Origin of the sequence: Gordonia effusa NBRC 100432 (genome assembly GCF_000241305.1) — a bacterium.
In the GTDB taxonomy this organism is placed as follows: Bacteria; Actinomycetota; Actinomycetes; order Mycobacteriales; family Mycobacteriaceae; genus Gordonia; species Gordonia effusa.
This window is the reverse complement of record NZ_BAEH01000069.1, coordinates 15,790-35,869: the sequence shown is the minus strand read 5'-3', so window position 1 is coordinate 35,869 and position 20,080 is coordinate 15,790. Positions and strand designations below refer to the sequence as shown.

The window sequence follows — 20,080 nt, the reverse complement described above, 5'->3', positions numbered from 1 at the left end:
GGTGTTCGTCTTGCGGGGTCTCGATACACCCGGCTCGGCTGGCGCCTCGCCGGGCACTCGACCGGCGGTGGACTGCCGGCTGGCGGTGAATGTGGGTGGTCGAGTGCGCTCGCCGAGCGGAGCGAGACGCGCGTGTATCGAGACCTGGTGACCTGAATGCTATTGTGCGGTAGGGGTGTTCGGCCAGCGTCCATCTACCGGCGCGCAGCCGCCAACCGCTCCTTGCGTAATTGCCCCACCTCGGGAAGGTCAAGTGGTGCAAGGGTTTCGGTTCCTAGCGCGCGAGCAAGTAGATAGTCGGCCAATTGTGGATTGCGTGCCAACGCCGGACCGTGCATATACGTCCCGATGACCGAACCCTGTATCGCGCCTTCGGTTCCGTCGCCCACTCCATTGCCGACCCCGTTGCGAACGCGGCCGAAAGGTGTCGCCGCTGGGCCGAGAGTTGTTCCGCCACGGTGATTTTCAAACCCAGACAGCGGATCGGTCAGGCCGTCGAGGGTCGGAGTGGTTACCAACTCCCCGATGCTGCGCGTCGGTTGCGGGGACGTCGTGGCGTCGAGCATGGAAATGCCGTCGACGCGTTCGCCGGCCGACGTCTCGTACCAATGGCCAAGTACCTGGATCGCCGCACAGATCGCCAGCACCGGTCGGCCAGCTTCGGCCGCGCGCTGAAGGCCGGGATAGCGCGTGAGGTGCCGAGTGGCCAGACGCTGCGCGAAATCCTCTGCGCCGCCGAGTGTGTAGACGTCGAGCGATTCGGGTACGGCGTCGTCGAGAGTGATCTCGACAATTTCCGCATCGATGCCGCGCATTCGTGCGCGTTGGCGCAATACGAGAGCATTACCGCCGTCGCCGTAAGTTCCCATGACGTCGGGCAAGACGAGCCCGATCCGCAGCGTCGACTCGCTAGCCCCGGTCATCGTGGTCCCCCTTCGTCTTTCGCGGCGCGTTCCAGGGCGATGCCGAGGTCACGGAACGCGGTGTAGTTGGCGAGCACTTCGACCCGTCCCGGCGGACAGGATTCGATGGCGGCCAGGGGATCTGCGATGGTGGTGTGCTCGGCGCCGGCGTAGAGCAATCGGACGCCGAGGTCGGCCGCACGCTCGCCCGATGCGACCACCTGCATCGTTTCGAATGCTTCGAAACGTACATCCCACAGCCACGACAGGTCCTCGCCGTCGGGAACTTGCCCGTTGACGGCGATCACCAACCCGTCGGCTTCCTGATCGATCATCGACAGCGCTTCTTGCCAGCCGGCGGGATTCTTGGCCAGCAGAGTTCGCACGCGGTGGCTGCCGACCGTGGTGACGCCGTAGCGACCGGCGACTTCGCCGACAGTGCCTACTGCGGCAACAGCTTTCGCGGGATCAGCGCCCATGACGACCGCCGCGGCGACGGCCTGCGTGGCGTTGCCGCGATTGGCGCGTCCCGGCACGGATAGGGTAAGGGGAGCGGTGAACCCGTTGGGGCCGTAGATGTTCCCGTCATCGAACCACCAATCCGGTTGTGGCCGACGGAAATTGTCGTCGCCGGTGGACCGCCAATCGACACCAGCTTCGGTGCTCGACCGGACGATCGGCTCGCCGGTACGCGGGCAGCTCACTGAATCACCGACCCAGCTGGCGCCAGCGGCCACCCATACGACCTTCGGTGCGTCGAACGCCGCCGAGGTCACCAGCACGTCGTCGCAATTGGCGATGACGGTTGCGTCGGGATGTCGTTCGATACCTTCGCGGAGCCGCCGCTCGATAATGTTGATCTCGCCGACGCGGTCAAGCTGATCGCGGGATAGATTGAGCAGAACCAGGACCTCGGGGTCGACGGCGTCGGATACGTGTGGGACGTGCAGCTCGTCGACTTCGAGTGCGGTGATGGGCGCCGCCTGATCGAGGGTGAGCGTCGCGATGATGCCGGCGTCCATATTCGCGCCATCAGCTTGCGTGGCTACGCGGCCCAACTCGCCCAGTGCGGCCGCGGTCATCCGGGTCGTCGTCGACTTGCCGTTGGTGCCGGTGATAATCGCGGTGCGCTTACCGGCTGCCAGCCGAGACATGACCGAAGGATCGATCTTGGCGGCGACCAGCCCGCCGATCATCGAGCCCTTACCGCGGCCGGCGGTCCGGGAGGCCCAACGTGCTGTCGACGCGGCCGCGAGGGCGAGTCGAGTGCGCGCGGGTAAACGGGAGGAGATGTCACCGGCCATGCTGACGAGTTTTCCACACGGAATTGGCGGAGTATCCGCCGCGGGGCGTGACCTGCGACGCATGTGCCACCGAAGGAGCCGCAATAGGCTCCTGTCGTGAATTTTCGTCCCCGTGGATGGCGCCCAAGGGCAATATGCCCTTCCCTGCCTCTCACGGGGACGACAATCGCTGACTGGCGTGATCCGTCAGCTACCGAACGATCGCGGCCGTCGCGCTCAGTTCGACGAGCGCGCCGGGCACTCCAAGGTCGGCGAATAGTGCCGACACCAACGGCGGAATCTCAAGTGTGCCAAGCGTTTCCAATGCCGCGCCGTAACCCGCATTAATATCGACACCTTTGGCGAGCACTAGCGAGATATGGACGACATGCTCTAGTCGGGCACCCGCGGCGTCGAGGGCGGTCAGCAGATTCGCCATGACTTTGCGGACTTGAGCCGCGACGTCGTCGCCCCCGACCAACGCGCCGTCGGCGTCAATCGCGTTCTGGCCGCCAATGAGAATCGTCGTGGCGCCCGGCGGGATGATCGCGACGTGGCTAAAGGCCGGGCTGTGCACTAAGCCCTCTGGGCGGAGCAGTTCAACGGTCATGGCCCGAGACTATGCCGCGATCCGGACATCGGATGTCCGGATGACCCAAGACTCGCCAACCCGAGGTAACATTAGTATTCTAACTGTCGATCTAGGATACGACTACAGTTTCAGGGCGAGAGGCATGGATATGACTGTGACAGCTGCCGACGCACACATGTGCGAGGAATCGATCCGTCGGAACCGGGATGCACTGGAGCGGCTTGCGTCGCGCCGCACAATTGCGCCCGGTCCCGTGCAGACGGTGTGGCCCGTTGATATTTCGCGACACCGTCTCGGGGTCGTGGGCGGCGGTCAGGTCATTCGGCGATTTGTGCACAGCTCAATCTCCGACGATGCCGTCAGTCGTGGTCTGGGGCCTGATGACCTGCTGCGTCCTGCCTTGTCGCCTCGTGAGATTGAGGTGTTGCGCGCATGGTTGGTACTCGATTCCAAGTTGGCGGTCGCTGAGTCGCTGTTTATAGCGATGGGCACGGTCAACACGCATCTGACCCGAATTCGCACCAAGTACGCCGACGTCGGTCGGCCGGCGCCAACGAAGGCTTCGTTGGTAGCTCGCGCGGTTCAGGATGGGATTATCGCGCTCGAAGATCTGTGATTCGATGATCGAATCCACCTCGCATGTACGCGGGACCGACAGGCCGACGTTGGCGCGAGTAATCCAATTAGTCGACGCCTACGCTCGTGAACTGGACCGACGTGCCGTGAATGGTCAAACCAGTGGTCGGTTAGCCGTATCCGATGTTGATCGCGATCCCAGTGGTTCGGCGACACATGACTCTCCGAACGCATCCGGTGACGGCGTTGTCTACACCGCGCCCGAAGTGCTCATGGGCGCGTCAGCGGGCCCGTGGTCGGATCAATACGCCCTCGCATGCGTCGCGACTCAACTGTTGACCGGTACCGACGAGGTGGATGTGGTCGGGTGGCGCCATGGTGTCCTACGGCAACCAAAGCGACATCCGATCGATGTTGCTTTGCTGCGTGCCACCGACCCCGATCCGGCGCGACGCTTCACGTCATCGACGGAGTTCGCTCACGCCCTTGGCGGTTCGAAGCCGAGTGGGCCGGGCTGGGAACAGACAACGCCACCGGCGACCACCCAACGGGGACCGGCTTTTGCCCTGGTGTCCTTCGTCGTCGGATTGTCGTTGGTATGCCTTCGGCTGATTCCCGTGGGGCACTTGGGAACTCTGATTTTCGACTCGTTTCCGTACTCATACCTGATTATTCCGCTGGTCTTCGGAATGCTCGGTCTCGCCATCGGAATTGTCGGATGCGTAGGACCACGCAAGATGAAAAGCGTTACCGCCGTTGGCATCTTCCTGTGCGCGTTATGTGTGCTCTACGGCGGGGCAAGACTGATTCTGGTGCTCACCGGGTCTTGACCGGCTAGTTGTTGTCCGATGCGGGTGGCAGGTTCCGTCGGGCGCGGAATGCCGTGATCATATCGTTGATGACATCGAGATCTTCTGACGGCAACCCGGCGAGTCGGTAGGCGGTCCGTTCCACCCCGGCGTCGTGAAGGACACCACCAGTGGGCTCGACGACGGCGAAGTACTCGATGTCGACGCCGAATGCGGCAGCCAACCCCTCGACTGCCTTGAACGAGGGCGACTTAACGCGTCCGGTTCGCAGATGTGACAGGTATCCTTCACTGAATTCGACGCCGACCGCCGCTGCCCGCGCGACGACTTCGGACTGTTTGATGCGCGATCCGTCAGGATTGCGCACAACCGTGAAGAGGTGCTCGAGCTTGTTGGAGATGTCGGAGGACGCCGTGGTGGGCGCCGGTTCCTGCGTCATGTTCGGCCTGTCTGAAGTCGATGGCAAATGGTTGAATAATCGCAGCAAGCGATAGTCTTTTCGTATTTCTAACTATAGCGTCAAACATCGGAGAGAGATGCCCCCACCGGCCGTTGTGCTCCTTCCGTTACCTGACGCTAATGCCCCACTTCGCCAGCGACGCATACGCCGACGGACGCGGGCGGTCCTGCGTGGGCTCGATCTCCCGGCCTACGGCGTCACACCCGAAGTGCTCGCAGAGGCTGTCGCCGCGCGGCTCGGAACCGTAATTGAGCTGGTAGAGCACGCATTGCCGGCGCGCGGCCCGAGTGGGGCGACATTTGCCGACGCCAAGGGCTACGTAGTGTTCTTCCAGTCGCAGACCTCGGTGACCCACCAGGCCCACCACATCACCCACGAACTTGCACACATTCTCACCGGCACGCTCGCGTCGGTCGCAGAACATACATCGCCACCGGATCCAGACTGCGAGGAAGACGCAGAACTGGTGGCGTCGATCATCGCCTGCCTCGTCGGGCTCCGGGCCGAACGCGTACGTCCGCCCGAGCCGACGCCGACGCTGACCCGGTTAGCGGCGGCACTCGACGACTACGCGGAGCGCTGGTAAATGACCCCAGCAGTTCAGGCGGTGCTCCTGCCGATTGTTGTCGCAGTCTTCGGATGGCGGCTGGCTGTTCTGTTGACACAGTCACGTAGCCCGTCGCAGCGGACTTCCAATCCAACGTGGCGCACTGTGCAGACCGTTTATCTCGCCCTGGTCGGGTTCGCGGTGTCGACCTACTTTGGCTTGGTTCCGGTAACCGACGTCGTCTACCACTTCCATGTCTGGCTGATCTGGCTGCAATATTTGGCGGTCATGCTGCTGGTACGTGCACTGGCCGAGGCCTATGGCGTTGCGGTGTCCGGTCACTTGGCGGTGATCGCTTTTGTGGCTGTCGTTACCGCGTGTTTTGCCGCCGTCACGCCAGTTTCCTGGACCGGGCGATTTGTGGATGCTCCGGCGTCGTTGCTTTGGCTGTACGCGCTGTCGGCGGCCGCCTATATCCCGGTCTGTCTTCTGCTTATCGGCATTCGAATCGTCGCGGAGCCGAAGCCGCGCGGAAGCATGTGGGTGAGCACGGTCGCGATGATCCTGGCGACCGGGTCGCTCGCGATCGGATTCGTACTGAATGCGGTCGAATTCGGTATCTATCTCAATCGTGAACTGCTGCCGCCGGGCATTGAGCCGTTATCGCGGGCGCTGCTGGACGCTGGATTATTGCTGCTGATCATAGGAACTCTGACACCGGCTCTGGTGAGCCGCGCCGCGTATTTGCGTCGGACTTTTGTGTTGGCGCGAGAGCTGCGGGCGATGAGAAAACTGGCCGGCGACATCGCAATTGCGATACCCCAACTTGGCGCCGCACCGTGGCCGCGGCGTCCTATTTCGCCGGCTGGCATTCGCTTGGCTCACTATCGCCGATACATTCTCATTCGAGATGGCCTGATGAGGCTCAGCGAAGACCTCGGCGTCGCCGGTTCGGCAGCTGACGTCGGGTCGCGGTTGCGGACGGTCCTGCGTGAGCCGATTCCGTCGGGACGAGAGACCGCGATACCAGTACTCGCGGCGGCCGACGACGATGTGCGTGCTGTTCTCGACATGTGCGCGGTCTACAACCGAATTTCGCGCTGAGATATGCCCCCAGGGTTACTGAGATGGCATATACGCGGCTGAGTCACTGAGGGGACATATCGCCGGCAGCACTCCGGTAGCATGACCCGCTGTGAGCCGTGCCACCACAGTTTCGTTGCCCTTCCATGCCCGTATTCAACGCTCTGCGATGAGGTTCGTTGGCCGGCTGCCCTCCGGGGTGTTCGGTTTGCTTGCATCACGAATGCCGATTAATGCCGCAGGTGAGAGGCTGAGTCCCGAGGTCGCCGGGATCGCGCTCGCCGCCGACAAGATCCCCGCGTTCAGCATGTACGACCCATCGCCGGCGAAGGCGCGGGCAAAGATCGAAGTGTCGTCGGCGACGCTGGCGGCGTCATTTCCACCCTTCGCCGTCGAAGAAGATCTGATCATCGACGGCCCGGCCGGGCCGATACCGGCGACGCGGTACCGCTTCGGGGAGACATCGCGCGGGCTCGTCGTCTTCTACCACGGTGGTGGCTTCGTCATCGGGAGTCGGGCCAGCCACGACGGCGCGGTACGCAACCTCGCCATCGACGCCGGCGTTGACGTGTTGTCGGTCGACTATCGACTGGCACCGGAGAACCCGTTTCCGGCAGCCGTCGACGATTCGGTAGCGGCTTGGCGGTTCGCGGTCGAGAAAGCACCGAGCTGGGGACTATCGCCTGACCGAATTGGTGTCGCCGGCGATAGCGCCGGGGGTAACCTGGCAGCCGTTGTGTGCCAACAGGTTCGGGGCGACAAGGTAGTGCCCCGCCATCAATTGCTGATCTATCCCGTCGTGGACGCGAACGCGACCACCGCTTCCCGTGATGAGTTCGCGACGGGCTATTTCCTGACTCGCGAACATATGGATTGGTTCCACGACAACTACGTACCCAAGGACCAACGCTCCGATGTCCGGGCGTCACCCCTGCTTGCCGACGACCTCTCGGGCCTGCCGGCCGCGCACGTCGTCGTCGCCGGATTCGATCCGTTGCGCGACGAGGGCATCGCCTACGCGGACGCGCTGCGTGCGGCCGGCGTCTCGGTGACCTTCGAGCGTGCGGGCGGAATGATCCATGGTTTCCACAATATGACTCTGGTCAGTCCGACGGCTCGCGAGATCGCGCGGCGGATGGGTGACGCCGTCGTCGCCGCGTTTGGCGAGTAGGCCTGCTGCGCAGCCGATTATCACGATTACTGCGCCAAGTAGCTCCACGAGGGTGGGGCGTTCATCGAAGATGGCCCATGACGCGCTGATCCCGACAATCGGCACCAGCAGTGACAGCGGCGCGACACGGCTAGCCGGATATTTGGTAAGTAGATAGCTCCACACCCCAGAGCCGGCGATGGTGCCGAGTATGACGATGTAGGCCAACCCGGCGAGTGCGAGCATTCCACTTCGGGTGAAAAGTGTTGCAAGGGAGTGGAAGTCGGCGTCGGGGCCGTCGATGATCAGGCTCATCGCCAACATCGGCAGCGGCGGGATCACCGACATCCAGAGAACCATATTCAGTGCGTTCGACGGTGTGGCGAGACGTCCGCCGATGTTCCCGAAGGCCCAGCCGAGACCGGCCAGAAGTGTGAGTAGAACCGGCACCAATGCGGCGGTGGCGCCGTGATTCATTCGGTCGGCGGCGATAACCGCCATGCCGCCCACTGCTACGAGAATTCCGGCGAGCTGGGTTTTCGACATGCGCTCACGGAGGAAGAAGACCCCCAGCAACACCGTGAACGGCGCTGAGCTTTGCAGTACCAGCGATGCCAGCCCCGTCGGCATGCCAAGATTCATCGCTAGGAAGAGAAGCGCGAACTGCGCGACGCCAAAACCCAACCCGTACAGCAGAAACCATCCCTTGTGGACCGTCGGGAACTTGACGAACAGCATGACCGGGATAGCCATCACCCCGAACCGTAAGGCTCCCAATAGGAATGGCGGGAAGTGGTCGAGGCCGAGGCGGATCGCGATGAAGTTGAGTCCCCAGAGTACGACGACGGTGAGGCCGAGAAGTCGGTCGCGAGTGGTCATGGAGATCATCGTGGCCGGTCACGTCAGTTCAGGACAAGCGAATTGTTTTGGATAGTTAGTGTAGAGAACCTTAAGTGTTGGCCGCCGCCCGTCGAAAATCGTCCGAATATCCCGGCACCAAGGGCAAGTTGCCCTTGGTGCCAAAGTATTCGGACGATTTTCCCGAAAGCGGGGCGGCCCGACGACGGCGTCAGAAGCCGTCAGTCGGTCTGTGTGGCATCTGACGCTGGGCGCTGCCGCGGCATCGACTGCGCGACGATGGCCCCGGCCGCCACCAGACCAATCATGATGTAGAGCGCTGCGCGGTAACCGGATTCGAATCCGCCGGACTCACTGACGCCGCTGTAGACGGTGCCGATCACCGCCGCTCCGACGGCCACCGACAGGGCCTGAACGGTGTTGAACACTCCCGACGCCGCTCCGGCAAGTGCGACCGGGACGTCATTGAGCACCAGTAGACCGGCCGAGCCGACGATCGCGCCGAAGCCCAATCCGGCGATAAACAGCGCGAAGCAAAACCATAGCGCTGGATTCGACGATCCTTCAGCGAAGTACATGGCAATCATGCCGGCGATGAGAACCGCTGCGCCGCCTTGCAATACGTGCTTGCCCAAGCGTGGTGCGAGAATGGTCGCAGCCAAGCCGGCTGCGATCGGGACGGCGAGGGAGAACGGTATCCACATCAATCCGGTGTGCAGAACAGACCAGTTCATCGCCAATTGCACCTGGAGTGACTGCACCAGAAAGTAGCCGCCGGTTGGGATGCTCAACGCCGCGAACGTGGCCAAACCGGTTGCAAAAGAGCGTGTTTGGAACAGTGCCGGTGGAACCATCGGCTCAACGCCGCGTCGTTGTAAGCTCAATTGCTGCTGGGCGAATGCTGCCAGTCCGAGGACTCCCGCCGCGATGAGTCCGAATCCCCAAGTGGGCCAGTCGTGTTCGGGACCGATGGTGATCGGGAGCATGATCGCGGCTAGCGCTGCGCCGAGTAGGACGGCAGACCCGAGGGTGACCGGAGCGGGGTGTTCGGCACGCGTTTCCGGGATGAATGCCCGGGCTGCGATGATCGCGACTACAGCGAGCGGCACGTTGATCAAAAAGATTGGCCGCCAAGACATTCCGAACCAATCCCCGCTGGTGATGACTGCGCCGAGCACCGGCCCGCTGACTGCGGCGAGGCCGATGACCGACGTGAACATCCCCATCGCCTTGCCGCGTTCCTCTGGCGAATACAGCACCTGGATATTTGTCAGCACCTGCGGCACCATCAACGCAGCGGCGGCTCCTTGGATAATGCGGAAGCCGACCAACTGGCCGGGATCAGCGGCCAAGCCGCATGCCAGCGACGCTGCCCCGAAGGCGGCGAGACCCAGGATGAAGAGTCGGCGTCGACCGAATCTGTCGCCGAGCCGTGCGCCCAAGATGAGCCCGATGGCGTAGGAAAGCGGGTATCCGGCGACGACCCACTGGAGCGCGCTCGACGTCGCGCCCAGGTCGGCCTGCATGGTCCGCAGCGCGACATTCACGACGGTCGCGTCCATGAGTTCAATGAACGACGCCGCGAGTAAGCAGATGAGCGCGATGGTCCGTGCGCGCCCGGAAATGCTGGGCACCCATGACTCGGGCGTTGAGGTGTCGGCCGGCTGCGGCTTAGCCGCGGCCTCGGTTGCGATGGTCACTGGCTGCTCCTTCTGATCGGGTGTGACCATTACGTTAGGAAGGTAAGCGGACAGAATCAGTCCGCAATTGAAATCAGATTTCCGGACACTTTTTGTCCGCTGAATCGGGCACTATGACTGCATGGCCGATACGACGACGCGCACTTTGAAGCTTCTCGCGCTCCTGCAGGCACATCGACTGTGGGCGGCGACCGAACTAGCGGACCGCCTGGACACCACCGAACGCACGGTACGTCGCGACGTCGAACGGCTACGTGAACTCGGCTATCCAGTGGAGTCGGTTCGTGGGAGCGGTGGCGGGTATCAACTGGCGCCGGGTGGATCGATGCCCCCGCTCGTCGTCGACGAAGAGGAGGCGGTAGCGATCGTGGCCGCGTTGCGCGGCGCGGCATCGGGTTCGGCCGCGGGGCTGGCCGAGGCATCGGTACGCGCGCTGGCGAAGGTGACACAGGTGCTGCCGCCGAAATTGCGCAAGCGGGCAGATGCGCTGCGGGCGATGAGCGTGGTGATGCCGGGCGATACCGCGCCCTCGCTCGATGCGGAAGCGCTGACCACTGTCGCGTTGGCGTGCCGCGACGCGGTCGAGTTGGAGTTCGAATACGTGTCGCCCGCGCGGGGAGGGGCAGCCACGAACGGCGCGCGAAGCGAGCGGGTCGAATTAACTCACCGACGCCGGGAGCGAAGCGAGCGGGTCGAATTAACTCACCGACGCCGGGAGCGAAGCGAGCGGGTCGAATTAACTCACCGACGCCGGGAGCGAAGCGAGCGGGTCGAATTAACTCACCGCAGGGTAGAGCCGTTGCGGCTGGTGCCGATGGGGCGACGTTGGTATCTGCTCGCCTACGATCTCGATCGCCTCGACTGGCGTACCTTTCGAGTCGATCGACTGCGAAATGCCAAGCCGGGCAAGCGAAGTTTCCGTCCGCGCGAGGTTCCGGGCGGCGATGCCGGGGAGTATGTCCGCGCGAGCCTGCGGTCGGTGTGGGAAGCACATCAGGTCAGGGTGCTGGTGCAAGCGCCAACCGACGCGGTACGCGAAAGGATCGGTCGTTGGGCGCAAGCGGAGGAGCAAGACGGGGGCACTCTGGTGACGATGCAAGTTGAGGACGCGCGATGGGTGGCGATGGCGATGGGTTCGCTCGACGCCGACTACGAGTTCGTCGAGATCCCACCGGAGTTGCTACGCGAGATCCGCGGTCGAAACGCTCGTGAATCGCGGGCGCTCTATTTGGTGGACCGGGGAACGTCGTAAGCCACCTTCCGCAAACCCGACCCGGCGCGACAAACCCGACGTCGAAATCGGGTCGGGAATGTCCGCGCGGGTCGGGTTTGCGGGTGGGGCGGGAGGCCGGGTGCGGCGGTTACCTTGTCGACAACCATTCGAGGTAGGCCGCGCCGCGTGGCGACAATTCATAGCCGACGTCGTGACTTATGGTCAGTCCCAACGCCTTCAGCTTGCGGATGTCGACCTTCATCGGCAGCAGCTCGACACCCCGCAGCGCTGCCAGTTCCTTGGAGACCACCCGCGGATTGTCCGCGATCCACTCGAGGATGTCGCGGGTCCACGGTCCCGTATCGCGCTTGTCGAGGCGTGCGAGGCGGGTGGCGATGTCGTCAAGTTCTGCCGGCGTGGGTATGGCGTCGCGTAATGCGAGGCGGGGATCTTCGCCGGCCCATTCCAGGTTGATCCGGTACACGGTGTCGCCACCTTTGCCGCCGCGCTCACTCGGCTTTCGATTCGGCTTGGGTGCCAACGCTTTTCGCAGAGCGTCGGCATCTTTCATGCCGGCGGCACGCGCCGCGCGGTCGGTCAGCTTCGACAGGTCGCTCACCCGGGACACCCGAGTGAAGCGAACCAGGCCCGACGACGTCAACTGTGTCGAACCGACTTTGACGCGCGGTGCGTCCCAACGTCGGTACTGGGTGGTTACCGCTCCCGTGCGGATTGCCTCGGCGATAGGTTTGGAGATCAGCACACAGCGATTCTCGCATTGTCTGGGAAGGTGGTATGCGTGGATATCAAACGGCTGCGGATTCTGCGCGAGTTCGCCGACCGCGGTTCGGTCGGCGCGGTAGCGCTGGCAATGCATATGACACCGTCGGCCGTCTCGCAGCAGTTGAAGGTGCTGAGCAGGGAAGTGGGGGTAGAAGTCACCGAGCCGGCCGGGCGCAACATCAGACTCACCGACGCCGGGCGCGCACTTGTATTGCGGGCCGACGCGATCATCGCCGCGGTCGATCACGCCGACGATGAGATGCGTGCCTATCGGGGAGGCAGTTCTCCGGTTCGGCTGGCGTCCTTCCCGTCGGGGGCGGCGTTGTTGCTGCCGAAGGTGCTCACATCGGCGCGTGCCGACGACGTCACCGTCATCGCATCGGAACTCGACGTCGGCTACGCTGATGCACCAAAAGCCCTGGCGGACAACCATATTGTCGTCACGCACCGAGACGAGCGGGCGCCGTCGGTGTCCGATGCCCGACTTGCGGTGACCGAGCTGACCCGCGAACCGATCGACGTCGTGGTAGCCCGCGATTCTCCTCTCGCGCAACGGGATACCGTTGAAGTCGGAGATCTCGCCGACTTCAATTGGATCAGCGTCGAAGGCGGGTTCCCGGTCGACGACGTGTTGCTGTCGGTCGCTGCGGTAACTGGCGTCCAACCGCGGGTTACCCAGCGGTTGTTGAACTTCGACACGATCGAGGCGATCGTTGCCGCCGACGGCGGTATCGCACTGATGCCGCGCTACGTGATCCGCCATCCCGGCGTAAAACCGTTGACGCTCAAGGGAGTTCGGGCCGCCCGGGTGTACGAGGCGCTCACGCGGCCCGATCCGTCCGCGTCGGTGCGACGAGTGCTTGGGTATTTGCTCGACGCGGTCTGACTGGAAATGTCCCCCTCAGCCGCGCAGACGGCGATATAGCGCCTGCTGGGCTGAGGGGGACATTTCCAGTCAAGAACTCGGCAACGCTGTCCCGTCCACGTAGAACCAATCCCTACCCTGTTTCACAAAGCGGCTCCGCTCGTGCAACGATCCGCGTCCGTCGGGGCCGCGATAGAAGGCCTCGAATTCGACCATGCCGGTCGTGTCGAAGGGTCCACCGTGTTGTGTCGCAAGGACATCCAGCCGGCGCCAGGTCAGCTCATCGTCGAGGACGAGCTGCGACGGGCGCTTGGCCCGATGCCATGTCTCGAGTAGGTATTCCGCGTCGTCGACGACGAAAGCCGTGTAGCGCGAACGCATCAACCTCTCGGCGGTCGGCGCCGGTGCGCCAGCGAGGAGCGGACGGCAGCAATCGCCGAACACCTCCCCGCTGCCGCACGGGCACCGGTCGCCCGGGACGAGAGATGTCACGGCGCCCAGGTACGCGCGGCCTGTTCGGTACCCTCGACGTCTGCGGCGTTGGTCACGCGGTAAGCACGGTTAACCGCCGACACCACTGCCCGCAAACTCGCGGTGGTGATCGACGACGCCACACCGACGCCCCACACGATCTCGCCATTCACCTCGGCCTCGACATAAGCCGCCGCGCTCGCGTCATCACCGGCGGTGAGTGCGTGCTCCGCGTAGTCCAAGACCCGGACGTCGTAGCCGACGGTGCTCAGCGAGTTGACGAACGCCGCGAGCGGACCATTGCCGACGCCGGAAATCTCCTTCTCCACGCCGTCGATTTTGACCACCGCGGTAATCGAGTCGTCGCCGTCGTCGGTCTCGGCGGCATCGACCTTCTGCCGCATCCGCTCGAGGGGCTTGACCGGATTCAGGTATTCCTCGGCGAAGACGTCCCACATCTCCTTGGGTGACACTTCGCCACCTTCGCCGTCGGTCAGCTTCTGGATTTCGCGGCTGAACTCGATCTGCAGCCGTCGCGGCAGATCCATTCCGCGATCGGATTTCATGATGTAGGCGACGCCGCCCTTGCCGGACTGGCTGTTCACCCGGATCACGGCCTCGTAGGTGCGGCCGACATCTTTCGGGTCGATCGGCAGGTAGGGCACTTGCCAGAGGATGTCGTCGACGTCGGAGTCGGCGGCGTCGGCGTCGAACTTCATCTGGTCGAGACCCTTGTTGATCGCGTCCTGATGGCTGCCGGAGAACGCGGTGTAGACCAGGTCGCCGCCATAGGGATGGCGTTCGGGAACGTTCAGTTGGTTGCAGTACTCGACGGTGCGTCGGATCTCGTCGATGTCGGAGAAACTGATCTGCGGATCGACGCCGCGACTGAACAGATTCATCCCGAGCGTGACCAGACAGACGTTTCCGGTGCGTTCACCGTTGCCGAACAGGCAGCCTTCGATACGGTCGGCGCCGGCTTGGAAGCCGAGTTCAGCCGCGGCGACAGCGGTGCCGCGATCGTTGTGCGGATGCAGGCTCAGAATGATCGAGTCACGCCGGGCCAGATTGCGGTGCATCCATTCGATGGAGTCGGCGTAGACGTTAGGTGTTGCCATCTCGACGGTCGCGGGCAGGTTGATGATCATAGGCTTCTCGGGTGTCGGCGCGATAATCTCGGTGACGGCGTCGCAGACTTCTTTGGCGTAGCTCAGTTCGGTGCCGGTATACGACTCGGGCGAATACTCGTACCGCCAGTTGGTATCCGGGTACTTGGCTTGCTCGGTCAGACACAGTTGCGCGGCATCGGTGGCGATCTTGGTGATCGCGGCCTTGTCCGCGCGGAACACCACCCGACGCTGCAGCACCGACGTGGAGTTGTAGAAGTGGACGATGACATTGGCCGCGCCACGGCATGCCTCGAAGGTCCGGACGATCAATTCTTCACGGCACTGGGTCAGTACCTGAATGGTGACGTCCGACGGAATGGCGTCGTCTTCGATGATTTCGCGTACGAAGTCGAAGTCGGTTTGGCTCGCGGACGGAAAGCCGACCTCGATCTCCTTGTAGCCCATCCGGACCAGCAGATCGAACATGCGACGCTTGCGCGCGGGACTCATCGGGTCGATGAGGGCCTGGTTGCCGTCGCGCAGGTCGACTGCTCCCCACATGGGAGCGCGGTCGATGATCTTGTCCGGCCACGTGCGGTCGGGAAGTGCGATTGTCTCGACTTCGTCGGCGAACTGTCGGTAACGATGCACAGGCATCGCCGAATTGCGCTGAGTGTTCCAGCCAGGCTGGCCCGCCGGAATCGGACCGGTGGGTTCGACGATTCGGCTAACGCCAGAGGAAAAAGAATCTGCGGGTGTCATTTAAGGTCAATCTCCGTATGGGGGTAATGGAAGATGACCGGCACATAAAAGGGCCCCGCGACGGAGAGCCGGTCGGTCAGACCCCGCCGCGGCAACCGAGAAGGAGCGCACGCTGCATAGAGCCCACCCTAGCTGACCGGCCGATGTGGGCCAAGCCGGACCGCAGCATCAGTAATTTGCGATGTCACCCATCCCCGTCAAATAAGAGCGGTCACGGACCGAACTCGAGGGTGGCTCGAAGATCTCGATGGCTTACGTCTGGGCTACGCCGTCGCTTCCAGGTCTGCCCCCGCTTTGACGTCGATTTCCAGCAAGTAGTCCGCCAATACCTCGCGAAACGTGTCGAAGTAAGTCGAGATCGCCTGTGCGGCAACTGGATTATCGGGATGTTGCGACCCGGCGTGCAGTCCGTCCTCGGTGCGGAATATCCAGATCGACGCGTGGTCGGTGACGCCCTCACCGGTGAAGATGATGGCCTCGCGCAGCTCGTCGGCCGCGGGGAACCAGCGAAAGTCCAGATACGACACCATCTGCGGATTAGTGATGACCGACGGATCGAGTTCGCCCGCCATGATCAGCGCCCCGAGTGCGCCATGCACCGGGTCGGCGACCATCGAGCGCGCCGTCGCCAATCCGTGCGCCGCGTCGGCGGCAACATCGGACAATCTCGGACCACGTACCGGGAACGACACTGGCACGAAGTTTATGTACCAGCCCTGCGCGCCGAGATGTGCGCCCGCGCGGGTACTGAAGACGGTCGCGGTTGTGTAGTGGTCTCGCCCGGCCAATTGTCGTTCGGTGGCGGCGAGCGCGGCGAAGACCATCGAGCTAAAGCCGATGCCAACAGCGCGGGCCGCATTGGACAACTGCTCGGTCGACACCGAATCGGCGATATGCTCCAGAGCGATATGTACCGGCTGCGGTTCACCTGCCACGATGCCGAGGTCGAGTGGGAAGTCGGGGAGGTGATTGTTGTTGCGCTGCAATATATTTCGCCACACTTGCACCGATGGCGTGTCGATAGTCAGAGCGGCGGCGCTGGCGAACTCGGCTGCCGTGTGATCCAGGTGGCTCGCGGGTGCCCCCGCGGGCCACGGCTGTTCGGACGGTCGGTGGTAGCGAGCCAAGATTTCGGCCAGCCCGATGGCCTGCGAACTGGCATCGCCGAAGGCATGGTCGATAGCGAAGTACAGGTCGAACGAATCTTCGCGTGAGACAACACCGAACGCGACCGCCGGGAAGGCGTCGAATATCGCGTCGGTTGGTAGACGTTGAGCAAGATGTGTTGCGGCGTTGGTACTTTCGCGAGTCAGCGGGACCACGGTGACGTCGGCGGCGTCAACGACCCGGCGGCTGATGTCGTCGCCGTCGGCGCGAAATGTGGACCGCCACCCCTCGTGATCGCGCAGAAATCCGTTCAGTGCGAAGGTCATTCGGTCGACGTCGAGTGGCTCAGCGACAGGCACCGCGGCGCAGGTGAACGCGCGATGTTCGATGCCGGCCGCACGTTCGGCGACGACCGTGTTGATGTGATCGCGCTGCAGGAATGACGGTCCGATCGGATGAACCGATGCGGCAGCCGCGGCAGCGACGGTTTCCGGCGTTGGAACCCAGTCGATGAGAATGCCCGGCCGCGGCTGCCAGTCGCGAGCGGCCGCGATCCTCATGCGACTTCCTCCGCCGCACCAGCGCGCCCAGGAAGACGACCGAGGAAAACCGACGTCTCGCCGGTGGCCGCGACATCACGAAGTACAGTCGAAAACTCCGCGATGAATGCGTGGATCGATGCCGCCGCGATCTCGTTGGCCGGGAAGCGGGCGGAGAGGTTAAGGCCGTCGACGGTGCGGTTGATCCAGAGGTAGACCTCGGTGTCGCTGCGCATCGTACTGCGTAGTGCGCGTTCATGTTCGGTCCATGCGGCCGCACCCGGCAGGTAACGGCCATCGACGAACGAGATGACGAACTCGGGTGGTTGTGTGACTCCCAGCAATTCGGCGACGCGCGCGTAAGGGTAGCCGATCAGATCCTTGTTGACCTTCAGTGCCTTCGCCGTATCAGCGACAGCAGCGGCGAATGTGGTTGCTTCGCCCAGTGCATCGTCGACCGGCATCAGCCCGACGAACCACCCGGCCGCCGCCGCGTAGTCGAGACTGGTGCGGGTATGCATTGGCATGAGGTAGCGCGTCGATCCGCTGTTGCCGAGCCTGCCCAGCGCGATCTTCGCCGCGGCGAGGATGGCACTCGTCTGCGACCCGCCCTGCGCCTTCGCGTTTCCGGTGAACGATTCGGTTTCGGCGGCATCAAGTAGCCACAGGGACAGACTCGCCTGCTGATTCGGTTGTGTGCCAACAGTTTCGGTGCCGGTCACCGGTAGTGGAAAACGTGGCACGCCCGGCAGGGCCGAGTCGGCCGTCAGATAATCGCGCCAGCGTGCGATGTCGCTGTGATCGGCGGTCAGAGCCGCCGCGTACTCGCGTTCCCCGACGCAGTAGTCCACATATGACGCCGTCGGCGGTAGTTGTGGTTCGCGTCCGGATTCCACCGCACGGTAGATCTCGGTGAGTTCGGCGATGGCGAAAACCTGGGTGTAGGCGTCCATGACCGAGTGATCGGCCGCGAAGACTACGGTGAACCATTCCTGTTCAGCGGTCGAAATGTTGGGCTCGACCGTGGTCACCACCAGGTGGGGCCAGGAGAACGGCGAGATCTGAGTGGCGAAGAACTTCTCGATGTGGTCGTGGATTTCGGTTCCGCCACGTGGTCGACCGTAGCGTCGTGAATCGATGGTCACCGATTCTGCTGCTACACAGTATCTTTCGAATGTTCGGCCAGTGTCGGACTCGACTGCGCGGGCGGTGGTGCGGTACGCCTCGTGACGCCCAACCCATAGCCTCAGGGCCTGTGTGAACGCCGCTGTGTCGAGTGGTCCGGATATCCGGAACGCGGTACCGATCCAGCAGTTCGGTGTGTCGTCGGTCTGATGCGACGAAAAGGCGAGGTGTGCCTCATGATTCGTCGACAGCGGTCGCGGGTCGCGGCGCCAATCGGCGCTTGTGGCCGCGGGCAGCCATTCGGTGACAGTGCCGGAATGTATTGGGTAATCAGCGAGCTCGGTGTATTCCATCGAACAATCTCCCCAGCGGATTGATGATTGATATGTGACGCTTAGCGCGCCTAATGGAGAAGATAGGACTACCGGCGGGTCGGCACCAGAGGAGACTATCGGTTGACCAGGTGGAACTGAGTTTGATTCATCGTGTACGAATCCAATTGGTACACAATATGATTGGCGTCACGTCTGTGACCTAAGGGTTTGCCTGGCTGTAACCTGCGCACTGGACCAAAAGATGGTCGCCGTGAACTCCGTCACTAAATCGTTATAGCCAGGGGGTAGCGGTGAGATTCCATCTGGATAACTCGGCGTCGACCAGTTGTCGCAGAACGCCGTCGGTCGGCACGGTGACTGGATCGAGGGACCCGACGCACAGCGTGACCAGCCCGGCGCTCCGCGATGCCCACGCGCTGATGCCGCCGCGCATAGCGGCGAGTTTTTCAGCGGGCACCCCGACCGGGAGTGAACGCATCGCGACCGGACCGGCGGTTGTGCTGCCGAGGCTCGCGAAGGTGGGGTCGAGTTCGCCGAGGTTCGACGCGAGGCATTGCGGTGTGCTCATCGACGCTGCGAGCCGTCGAATCACGGTGTCGGGCAATGCCTGCGCGAGTACCACGAGTTGCCCCATCGCGTCGGGACCGTCGTCGAGTCCGGCGAAGGCCGCCTTGCTGGCCCGCCGGATTGCCGAAAGATCGGTATAGCGATCGTCGGTCACCACAATGTCGGCGACGACGCTGGTGGTTGCGTTGGCGCGGTCGTCGCCGGTGGCACGAGTGGAGACCGGAAGTGAAAGGGGCACGGTGTCGCCGGATTTCACACGTCCAGTGCCGGTTAGGACACCGAGCACGATGGCACTGAACAGGGTGTTGGGTGTTCCGCCCGCCGCGGCGGCCACGGCGTCGAAGGTCGCGGCGTCCAGGGTCACAGCGATGGACGCGGGGACGGTTAAGGTACCGGTGGTCGGCGAGTTGTGTTCGAGCTCCGGTGGTGTGCTCGGTGGTCCCCCGGCACGCAGAACCCGCACCGCAGCGCGTGCCGCCGACCTCAGGAGGTCGGCACCGTCACGAAAGTCATCAACCAGCGTGGGCGCCGCCGTCGGCGGCGTGACCCCGGCGGCTTGGACAGCTTCGTTGACTCCGGTCACGAACGCGGCACCGTCGCCGACGACATGCGAAACGACCAAGGACACCAGGGTGTTGCCGTCGGTGGTGCGCGTCGCGGTGAGCGACCAGGCCGGTCCGGTCGCGCTGTTGATCTTGGCGTCGAGTTGCGCGCGCGCCCAATCGCTGACGGCCTCGGGGGAGACCGGAACGGAGTCGAAACGGTGGATACCGGCCGATGGTGTGTGAATCCACCTGTCGCGTAAGGGAAGTCGTCGTCGGATCACGAGCCGGGATAGTCGGCCGGTTCGAAGGTTCGCCGCGAGGTTGGCGACGAACGCCTCATCGACCTCGGGTCCCAGTCGCCATATCGACTGGTTGATCACCGGGATGCCGAGTGCGTGCTCCATAACGACGAAGAGGTTGTCGTCGGCGGTCAGGCGGTGCGCGGAGGTCCCCATGAATCGTCAACGTACTTCGAACGAGCATCGAGCGCCGGACTCGACATGTGGAACGTGGTGAGATTCACTGCTTGGGCTCGGCGGTGCTACTCATGGTGGCCGGTTTTCGCTATACGCGGCCTTCGTCCGATATTCCCGAATACAGCAAACCCTACGGTGATTCACAGTTTCAGGTCTCGCCTGGCGATTACGGTAAATGTTGGTGTGCGCGGGAGGTGCGCGCGTCGTCTCGCTACCTGGCGAG

The 20,080-nt window shown here is 63.3% G+C and carries 18 protein-coding genes and 1 pseudogene; 7 read left to right on the top strand and 12 right to left on the bottom strand.

Annotation, left to right across the window (positions count from 1 at the left end):
• Window positions 1–194 precede the first annotated feature (194 nt).
• The 3 genes from GOEFS_RS12315 to GOEFS_RS12305 form a co-directional block, all read right to left on the bottom strand.
• Entirely contained in the window at window positions 195–923 is a 729-nt protein-coding gene (locus GOEFS_RS12315) for a type 1 glutamine amidotransferase (RefSeq protein WP_007318243.1), read from the bottom strand.
• Complete coding sequence (locus GOEFS_RS12310) at window positions 920–2,206, bottom strand: Mur ligase family protein (protein WP_040525038.1); 1,287 nt, start codon at window positions 2,204–2,206, stop codon at window positions 920–922. Before GOEFS_RS12310 ends, GOEFS_RS12315 begins: the two co-directional genes overlap by 4 nt.
• Window positions 2,207–2,396: 190 nt before the next feature.
• Complete coding sequence (locus GOEFS_RS12305) at window positions 2,397–2,795, bottom strand: RidA family protein (RefSeq protein ID WP_007318241.1); 399 nt, start codon at window positions 2,793–2,795, stop codon at window positions 2,397–2,399.
• A gap of 130 nt (window positions 2,796–2,925) precedes the next feature.
• Between GOEFS_RS12305 and GOEFS_RS22910 the strand changes: the two genes are divergently transcribed.
• Both GOEFS_RS22910 and GOEFS_RS12295 read left to right on the top strand, forming a co-directional pair.
• Window positions 2,926–3,393: a LuxR C-terminal-related transcriptional regulator gene (locus GOEFS_RS22910; RefSeq protein WP_245549832.1), complete on the top strand. Its 468-nt coding sequence runs from the start codon at window positions 2,926–2,928 to the stop codon at window positions 3,391–3,393.
• A 4-nt stretch (window positions 3,394–3,397) separates the two neighbouring features.
• Window positions 3,398–4,183 carry a tetraspanin family protein gene (locus GOEFS_RS12295; RefSeq protein WP_007318239.1) on the top strand — a complete coding sequence of 262 codons (786 nt, stop codon included), beginning with the start codon at window positions 3,398–3,400 and terminating at the stop codon, window positions 4,181–4,183.
• A 4-nt stretch (window positions 4,184–4,187) separates the two neighbouring features.
• Here GOEFS_RS12295 and GOEFS_RS12290 read toward each other — a convergent pair whose 3' ends face one another.
• Window positions 4,188–4,601, bottom strand: a complete 414-nt coding sequence (locus tag GOEFS_RS12290) for a helix-turn-helix transcriptional regulator (protein WP_007318238.1) — start codon at window positions 4,599–4,601, stop codon at window positions 4,188–4,190.
• Window positions 4,602–4,698: 97 nt separating this feature from the next.
• Here GOEFS_RS12290 and GOEFS_RS12285 point away from each other — a divergent pair, with 97 nt between their 5' ends.
• The 3 genes and pseudogenes from GOEFS_RS12285 to GOEFS_RS22905 all read left to right on the top strand — a co-directional run.
• On the top strand, window positions 4,699–5,208 hold the full coding sequence (locus GOEFS_RS12285; protein WP_007318237.1) for a hypothetical protein: 510 nt from the start codon (window positions 4,699–4,701) through the stop codon (window positions 5,206–5,208).
• Window positions 5,209–6,273, top strand: a complete 1,065-nt coding sequence (locus GOEFS_RS12280) for a hypothetical protein (protein ID WP_007318236.1) — start codon at window positions 5,209–5,211, stop codon at window positions 6,271–6,273.
• Window positions 6,274–6,421: 148 nt separating this feature from the next.
• Window positions 6,422–7,282, top strand: a pseudogene (locus GOEFS_RS22905) (alpha/beta hydrolase); the annotation flags it as partial.
• On the opposite strand, the gene GOEFS_RS12265 reads toward GOEFS_RS22905, so the two are convergent.
• Window positions 7,178–8,281 carry an EamA family transporter gene (locus GOEFS_RS12265; protein ID WP_007318234.1) on the bottom strand — a complete coding sequence of 368 codons (1,104 nt, stop codon included), beginning with the start codon at window positions 8,279–8,281 and terminating at the stop codon, window positions 7,178–7,180. The pseudogene GOEFS_RS22905 and the gene GOEFS_RS12265 sit on opposite strands and share 105 nt — an antisense overlap.
• A gap of 200 nt (window positions 8,282–8,481) precedes the next feature.
• Complete coding sequence (locus GOEFS_RS12260) at window positions 8,482–9,960, bottom strand: MFS transporter (protein WP_007318233.1); 1,479 nt, start codon at window positions 9,958–9,960, stop codon at window positions 8,482–8,484.
• A gap of 121 nt (window positions 9,961–10,081) precedes the next feature.
• On the opposite strand from GOEFS_RS12260, the gene GOEFS_RS22510 reads away from it, so the two are divergent.
• On the top strand, window positions 10,082–11,212 hold the full coding sequence (locus GOEFS_RS22510; protein WP_007318232.1) for a helix-turn-helix transcriptional regulator: 1,131 nt from the start codon (window positions 10,082–10,084) through the stop codon (window positions 11,210–11,212).
• A gap of 109 nt (window positions 11,213–11,321) precedes the next feature.
• On the opposite strand, the gene GOEFS_RS12250 is transcribed toward GOEFS_RS22510, so the two are convergent.
• Window positions 11,322–11,936 (bottom strand): ASCH domain-containing protein, encoded by a 615-nt coding sequence (locus tag GOEFS_RS12250; protein ID WP_007318231.1) that lies wholly within the window; start codon window positions 11,934–11,936, stop codon window positions 11,322–11,324.
• A gap of 36 nt (window positions 11,937–11,972) precedes the next feature.
• Here GOEFS_RS12250 and GOEFS_RS12245 point away from each other — a divergent pair, with 36 nt between their 5' ends.
• Window positions 11,973–12,842 (top strand): LysR family transcriptional regulator, encoded by an 870-nt coding sequence (locus tag GOEFS_RS12245; protein ID WP_007318230.1) that lies wholly within the window; start codon window positions 11,973–11,975, stop codon window positions 12,840–12,842.
• Between the two features lie 69 nt (window positions 12,843–12,911).
• Here GOEFS_RS12245 and GOEFS_RS12240 read toward each other — a convergent pair whose 3' ends face one another.
• The 5 genes from GOEFS_RS12240 to GOEFS_RS12220 form a co-directional block, all read right to left on the bottom strand.
• A complete protein-coding gene (locus GOEFS_RS12240) occupies window positions 12,912–13,313 on the bottom strand; it encodes a YchJ family protein (protein ID WP_040525033.1) in 402 nt (133 codons plus the stop codon).
• Window positions 13,310–15,163 (bottom strand): 2-isopropylmalate synthase, encoded by a 1,854-nt coding sequence (gene leuA, locus GOEFS_RS12235; RefSeq protein WP_040525032.1) that lies wholly within the window; start codon window positions 15,161–15,163, stop codon window positions 13,310–13,312. Before leuA ends, GOEFS_RS12240 begins: the two co-directional genes overlap by 4 nt.
• 263 nt (window positions 15,164–15,426) lie before the next feature.
• Window positions 15,427–16,830, bottom strand: coding sequence for a condensation domain-containing protein (locus GOEFS_RS12230; protein ID WP_007318227.1), 1,404 nt, complete (start codon window positions 16,828–16,830; stop codon window positions 15,427–15,429).
• A complete protein-coding gene (locus GOEFS_RS12225; protein ID WP_007318226.1) occupies window positions 16,827–18,287 on the bottom strand; it encodes a condensation domain-containing protein in 1,461 nt (486 codons plus the stop codon). The genes GOEFS_RS12230 and GOEFS_RS12225 overlap by 4 nt, the downstream gene beginning before the upstream one ends.
• Window positions 18,288–18,540: 253 nt before the next feature.
• Window positions 18,541–19,836 carry a hypothetical protein gene (locus tag GOEFS_RS12220; RefSeq protein ID WP_007318225.1) on the bottom strand — a complete coding sequence of 432 codons (1,296 nt, stop codon included), beginning with the start codon at window positions 19,834–19,836 and terminating at the stop codon, window positions 18,541–18,543.
• Window positions 19,837–20,080 lie beyond the last annotated feature (244 nt).